The sequence below is a fragment of the Okeania sp. SIO2F4 genome, assembly GCF_010672385.1.
Classification (GTDB): Bacteria; Cyanobacteriota; Cyanobacteriia; order Cyanobacteriales; family Microcoleaceae; genus Trichodesmium.
Genome location: NZ_JAAHGT010000536.1, coordinates 1 through 6,588, shown reverse-complemented (window position 1 = coordinate 6,588; position 6,588 = coordinate 1). Strand labels below are relative to the sequence as shown.

Sequence of the window (6,588 nt, the reverse complement as noted above, 5' to 3'; positions counted from 1 at the left end):
GGCAGCAATGGTTGACCGGGGTCAGGTATTGAGTAAACTACAGCGTCATCAAAAAGCATTAGCTTCTTATGAACAAGCTTTACAGTTAAACCCAGATTTTTATCGCGCTTCTATGGGAAAAGGTAATACTTTATTTTTCTTACAGCGCTTTGAGGAAGCTTTGGATGCTTATAAAAAAGCTACTGAAAGTCGGCCAAAGTACCATATTGCTTGGCATAATCAAGGTAGTTTTCTTGCTGATGGTTTGCAGCGATATGAGGAAGCGGTTGCTTCTTATCAAAAAGCGATAGACATCGATCCTAGTTTTGCACCTGCTTGGCGAGATCAAGGTTTTGCTTTAATGCGGTTGGAAAAAAATCAAGAAGCTATAGCTGCTTTTGACGAAGCGATTAAAATTAATGCTGATGATTTTCAATCTTGGGGTAGTCGTGGTATTGCTTTGACTAAGTTAAAGCGTTATGATCAAGGGGTAGCTTCTCTGAGGAAAGGAATCGCTATTAATTCTCAAGACCCCATAGCTTGGTCGAACTTGGGTTGGGTGCTTGGAGAAATGGAGAAATATAAGGAAGCGATCGCTGCTTATGACAAAGCTATTGAAATTAAGCCAGATTTTACACCTGCTATTAAAGCGCGTGAAAAACTGCAGGAAAAGTCTAGGAATTCTAGGAATTCTTGGTATTAAAGAATATTGAGTTGATCTAGATGTTAGATAATATCCGCTTCATTAGCGATAGACAAACTTTATCCACCTATTTTTCTGTTATAAGTATTCAACTAGCATATATTAATTTTCTCATTTTTGCTCTGCTCCTAACTTTTCCCTAGTTATTTATAATTATTCAACCAAAAATAATATTAGTTTGTTTAATTGACTAAATTACAGCGGTTTTCCTGCACGGTAGACCACAGTAGGGGCAAATGGCCATTCGCCCCTACTGGGTTTTAGTTGTGACGATGTGGTTCAGAGATCGGCAAAAGCGCTGTAATCAAGAATAGCTAGATAAATTATATTATCCTAGTGAAGCTTTGGATGATGATTTAATTTTAGAATTGGTCAAATAAATACCAGAAAAATATTCTTTATTAGCCCATCGATTAACTCTTTTCGTTGATTATTTTCAACTTGAAAAAATTACAAAATTAATTAAAACATTGTGTGGAGACTAACTAAATATAATTCAACTTTAAGCATTAAGAAAAAGCAACTAAAAAATCTATGGAAGAAAGATGACCCAAGCATATTTTAATAGTTGATGACTATCCCTCTAACCTAAGAGTCTTAATGACTATGCTTAAAAATAACAATTATCAGGTTAGGAAAGCATTGAATGGTGAAAGTGCCATAAAAGCAATAAAATTGGAACCTCCCGATCGGATTTTATTAGATATAAAAATGTTTGATATTATAGGAGCTTTTCAGATTACAGAAGTGGCACAAAATCCTTAACTGAACGGTATTGGTTGATCAACCCAATTTCTGCGTAATATCATGTCCAGATAATCAGTGATAGAACTCCGTTCCGCTTACGCGACCAAAAAGTTTTTGTTTGTAGTAAAGCTCTCAGTCCTATCTATGCTTGGGGCTAAGAGCTTTACTACAAGCTTTAATTATAACTATTCAACCGGACATGATATAAGTCCTATATACTAAACTACAGGGTATGGTTTTTGGGTAGTTAGTTTAAACTCAAAAAATATCAGGGAATAGCAAAAAATAAATTATCCTATTTTTAAACTAGACCTATTTGTTTCACTGCCCCTATTCCCTAATCCCTAATGAAAACTAATTATATATGAATTTACCTTCTTTTCTGTGGCTGTGGAAAATAGCAGCTTGGTCTATGGGTCTTTCCCTCTTTGCTTACTCATTATTAGCAGTCACTGGTGGTTGGATGTTTTTTGCTCGCCATAACAAACAAAAACGGCCTCAATGGTTGCGACCCTTTCATTATATTATCGGGGGAATAATGGTATTTTTAGTAATTTTGTTACTAGCAATTGGTTTAGTGGGAACTATTGGCTATTATGGTAATTTAGGTCATTCTGCTCATTTACCTGCTGGTTTAACTGTTGTGACATTGGTATTAGTTTCTGCAGGGAGTGCAACTCAGATTAATGCTAAACAACCTTGGGCGCGATCGCTCCATATTACGACTAATATTATTCTGTTGTTTAGTTTTGCGACAGTATCTTTGACAGGTTGGAGCGTTGTGCAGAAGTATTTGCCCTGACTAAATTGAAAATACTTGGTATGACAAAAATTGGTAAATTTACTAATTATTTTGAAAATGCAAATTATTAATCAAGTTTATGGTCAGTTTCTCAGAGAATTAACCTCAAAAAAATAGGTATTTAGGTATTTTATGTTTAGGTAAAACTGTTAGAATTTAATTCTATTGTTAATATTTATCAAGAATAAATTCTAGTAATTTTACCTCAGACAATATTGGCAAAAACTTCTGGTTAGGTAGGGGTTTGGTCTCCAAACCCCTACAATATTGAATTGTACCAATACTAAAGAATTTGATATAAGTTGTACCTCACAGGGTGACATTAGAATTCACGTTGTAAAAATTCCACTGTGTTTTCATTAATTAACACCCAACCACTCTTTGATAATAGAGTAACCTTTACCCACCAGGCCGTTTTATAGGAAGCACTGTAACATGGTTTACACCAACCTGCATAAATATTACCTTGGTATTCAAAGAACATTTGACCCTCTGCTCGGTTTTGCAATACATTAATTTGGTCTCCTTTTTTAAGAGTGAGGTTAGTCTGTTTTCCTGATGAATAATAAGCATCTCTCGAAAGGTATTTGATATTTCCATAATTAGTTACTTCTAATTTTTGGGTTTGTTCGATAATGACAAGACCTGATTCGATCGTTTGGTATAGAGTTTCGGTAAAATTGAGGATAGTTCCCTTTTTTACTTCCAGTCCTGTTACAGGTGGCGAGTCTAGGTTGGGTCTCAGCAATGGTTGGAGATTCATTTTTGATTTAAAACGTGGGATACCTTCCCCTGGCCATAAATCAATCGAAAATAAAACATCTGATTCATTAGGACTTGAAACTGGTTCTGATAAAGCTAAACCAGAAGATAAAAAAATCAAAAAGACTAAACATATTGAACGAAGCATTTTTTTCTCCCAATATTTCCTAAGTAGTCTAAATATTAAGGCACTTTTCATATAGAATTCTGCTGAAAAGTCGTCATTGCGACGATAGGAAGCAATCTCGCATAATATCATGTCCGGATGAATAGTTATAAATAATTAGGGACGAGTCAGGAGTCAGGAGGGGAGAAGAGGGAGAAGAAAGAACATACAAGCAGGAGAAAGTTTTTTTATCACTAATTAAACGGACAGGATCTAACTCCTGAGATTGCTTCCTTCCACAGAGTGACCGTCGCTGCGGACGCAGGCTATAGTAATACCGTTTCACGGAAGTTAACGGACAGGATCTAACTCCTGAGATTGCTTCCTTCCACAGAGTGACCGTCGCTGCGGACGCAGGCTATAGTAATACCGTTTCACGGAAGTTAAAAGTCAACTCCCCCTTTCCCCCCCAAGGGGGGAAGTCAAAAGTCAAAAGTTAAGATTTTATAGGCTCAAAACTCTGATGCTACTTTTGTAAAGCCTTGACAAATTCCCAAATTTAAACTTCCAAAAAAATCATTAACCTTCAGTCAAACTAAATTCTTCAAACACAACAGAAAAACCATCCCCATCAGGAGAAGCAGACATCAAACCTACCTGCAACTGATTTGCTGTAGTCAAATAAGCTAATCTCAATAAACTATAACTTTCCCCATCCAGAGAATATTCTACTTCCACTGTTTCCCCACTCCGCTTTAACCGCAACCAAAGACTTTCTGGGTTTTCCGACAACGGCACCACTGACCAGTCAGAATATTCTCTTGTCACCACAGCACTTGCCTGTTGTACACCATTGACAAATTCAATTCCAGATTTTAACCAAGTCTTCTCATCCAAACGCACCATCAAACCTGCTTGGTCATATAATGCTTGATATTGACCAGTAACTTTAACTTTGGCAATAAAATTACCTGTAATATTCCGATAATAAAAATGACCGTTATCCCGAATAAAATCATAGTGAGTCACCCGCCAAAAATCAGTTTTTGCTCCCGTGGTAACTTGAATTATTCCATCTTGCTCGCTCCAGACAGGAGGTGTGTTATACCATTGCATCACATTTGTTGGCGTTAGTGAATTTATTGGCGTTGGTGAAGAAATACTTAGCACACCACCATTCATAATATCTTGATATGAAATTTGCCAACCTGAGACAGGTTTACCATTAAGTAAATAAGGTTCGGAATGAGTACCTTTTTGGATGATGAAATTATTGCCATTATCTAGATGTATAGTCGCTTGAGAAAAATGCAAATATCCCAAGTCAAACATTGGCGTACCCGGAGTCACCTGATACAAACCCAGGGAACTAAGAATATACCAAGCAGACATTTGCCCGCAGTCTTCATTACCGATGATACCATCTGGTGTTGCTTTGTACATTGTCGTAAGTATTTCCTGCACATAAGCACGAGTCAAGTCGTTGCGATCGACAAAATTGAAAAGATAGGGGATCTGATGACTGGGTTCATTGCCATGAGCGTATTGCCCAATTAAACCTGTAATATCCGGCAGTTCATTACCTAGACTACTATCCAGAGAAAATAGTTTTTCCAGTTGTGCTAAAAATTCTGTGTTTCCACCCATCAGTTGAATTAAGTCAGGAATATTATGGGGTACAAACCAGGTATATTGCCAGGAGTTACCCTCAATAAATGGAGAATCCCATGCTGCTGCAAACGGATCGAAATTATCCCAACTACCATCGCTACGTTTGGGGCGCATTAATTTTTGACTGGGGTCGAATACTTGGCGATATGCTTGAGAACGTTTTTCATAACTTTCTGCCAGACTAATATTTCCAAAAGTTCTAGCAACCTGAGCGATCGCCCAGTCATTATAGGCAAATTCTAGAGTCCGCGACACTGACCAGTTAACATCAACATCTGAAGGTACAAAGCCATAATTCCGATAAACATTTAATTCTGGTTCTTCTCTATTCATGGTGTCAATCATTGCTCCTAACGCCCACCAATTATCATAGTTCCGCAAACCTTTGATAAAAGCATCTACAATAACACTAATAGCATGACGACCAACCATTGTTTTGACATCTTTTTCTCCTAGTTTCCACTTTGGTAGGGAACCCACTTGGTCGTAATGTATCAACATAGATTTGATATATTCATTGGTTTCTGAGGGTTCCAGCAAAGTCATCAATGGGTGGAGAGCGCGAAATGTATCCCACAGGGAAAATAGGGTGTAGTTGGTAAAACCTCCTGCGGTATGAATGCGTCCATCTGCTCCCCGAAACCGTTTGTCTACATCCATATATATATGTGGAGCTTTGTAGGTATGGTAGAGAGCAGTATAGAAAATGATTTTATCTGTTTCGTTTTCGGTTTCAATATCAATTTTTGCCAGTTTTTCACGCCAGAGTTCTTTACTGGAGTCAACTGTTTGGTAAAATTGCCAGGTGGGAATTTCTTTGGCGAGGTTTCTTTGCGCCCCATTAATATCTACTGCGGAAATACCAACTCGCACTTTGAGATCGGAAATTTGCCCTAATTCCAGATATGATTGAATATATTTGTTATTTGCACTGTTGAGTTGAGTTAGATTTTTTCCATCAGTGGAAATATACATTTTTTGCAATGGTTTATCTATTTTGATATAAAAATAAATTCTTTGTTCGGGCGACCAATTTTGACTGATGCGACTGCCAACAATAGTAAAAGGGTCTAATACTTTGATACTAGCAGAGAGAGTGTTTTCGTCTCGGCGATGAACTAAGTCTATGAGTAGTTTCACGTCAGAATTTTCGGGAAAAGTGTAGTAGTGAAAACCACTCCGTTGTGTAGCAGTGAGTTCGACTTGTACTCCTGAGTTTAATTTAACTTTGTAGTAAGCAGGAGAAGCAGTTTCAGAATTTTTGTCAAAGCGTTCCCGATAACCTGAGTCTGGGTTTTCCAATGTTCCCGGTTCGAGTACCATAGTACCAATTTTTGGCAAAATTAAAATATCCCCATAGTCTGCAATACCTGTACCGCTTAGGTGAGTGTGGGAAAAACCCAGAATACTGCCATCGCTATCATAGTATCCGGAACTGGCATTCCACCCTTCGACTCTGGTATCGGGACCAAGTACGACAAAACCATTCGGAACGCTCGCTCCTGGGTGGGTGTGACCGTTGCCGCCTGTACCTATTAGGGGGTTGACATATTTGAGGTTATCTGTGGTTGGTGTATTTGTGTTAGTCATAAATTGGGGGAGGAATAGAAATTTAGGTTTTTCAGTTAGGGTGAGTATTCAGATTTTGAAAGTAGCGATAATATCTTATAATATCAAATTAGGATTATTGTTATTAGAGTTGTTGGGAAATAACTTAGGTTAGAAAAAAACTCAAACGAAAACTTGATATATTTCCTGAGTAATTTGATTACTTATGCTGCTATCAGATATAAGTTCCATAATCCAGTTGCTGTTAAC

At 37.5% G+C, this 6,588-nt stretch carries 5 protein-coding genes; 3 read left to right on the top strand and 2 right to left on the bottom strand.

The features are described 5' to 3' along the window. The 3 genes from F6K22_RS26845 to F6K22_RS26835 all read left to right on the top strand — a co-directional run. Nucleotides 1-682, top strand: a 682-nt coding sequence (locus tag F6K22_RS26845) for a tetratricopeptide repeat protein (RefSeq protein ID WP_293105121.1), incomplete at its 5' end; no start/stop codon positions are given. Nucleotides 683-1,240: 558 nt separating this feature from the next. After that, nucleotides 1,241-1,447: a response regulator gene (locus F6K22_RS26840; RefSeq protein WP_363274504.1), complete on the top strand. Its 207-nt coding sequence runs from the start codon at nucleotides 1,241-1,243 to the stop codon at nucleotides 1,445-1,447. Between the two features lie 346 nt (nucleotides 1,448-1,793). Further along, nucleotides 1,794-2,231 (top strand): DUF4079 domain-containing protein, encoded by a 438-nt coding sequence (locus tag F6K22_RS26835; RefSeq protein WP_293105119.1) that lies wholly within the window; start codon nucleotides 1,794-1,796, stop codon nucleotides 2,229-2,231. 322 nt (nucleotides 2,232-2,553) lie between these two features. On the opposite strand, the gene F6K22_RS26830 is transcribed toward F6K22_RS26835, so the two are convergent. Both F6K22_RS26830 and F6K22_RS26825 read right to left on the bottom strand, forming a co-directional pair. Continuing rightward, a complete protein-coding gene (locus F6K22_RS26830) occupies nucleotides 2,554-3,141 on the bottom strand; it encodes an SH3 domain-containing protein (RefSeq protein WP_293105116.1) in 588 nt (195 codons plus the stop codon). 537 nt (nucleotides 3,142-3,678) lie between these two features. Further along, the gene (locus tag F6K22_RS26825; protein WP_293105113.1) at nucleotides 3,679-6,360 is read right to left on the bottom strand and encodes a GH92 family glycosyl hydrolase; all 2,682 of its coding nucleotides are present in this window, start codon (nucleotides 6,358-6,360) and stop codon (nucleotides 3,679-3,681) included. Nucleotides 6,361-6,588 lie beyond the last annotated feature (228 nt).

Bases quoted from the DNA above. Each gene is read 5' to 3' on its own strand.
- F6K22_RS26830 (WP_293105116.1), bottom strand. From the start codon at position 3,141: ATGCTTCGTTCAATATGTTTAGTCTTTTTGATTTTTTTATCTTCTGGT.
- F6K22_RS26835 (WP_293105119.1), top strand. From the start codon at position 1,794: ATGAATTTACCTTCTTTTCTGTGGCTGTGGAAAATAGCAGCTTGGTCT.
- F6K22_RS26825 (WP_293105113.1), bottom strand. From the start codon at position 6,360: ATGACTAACACAAATACACCAACCACAGATAACCTCAAATATGTCAAC.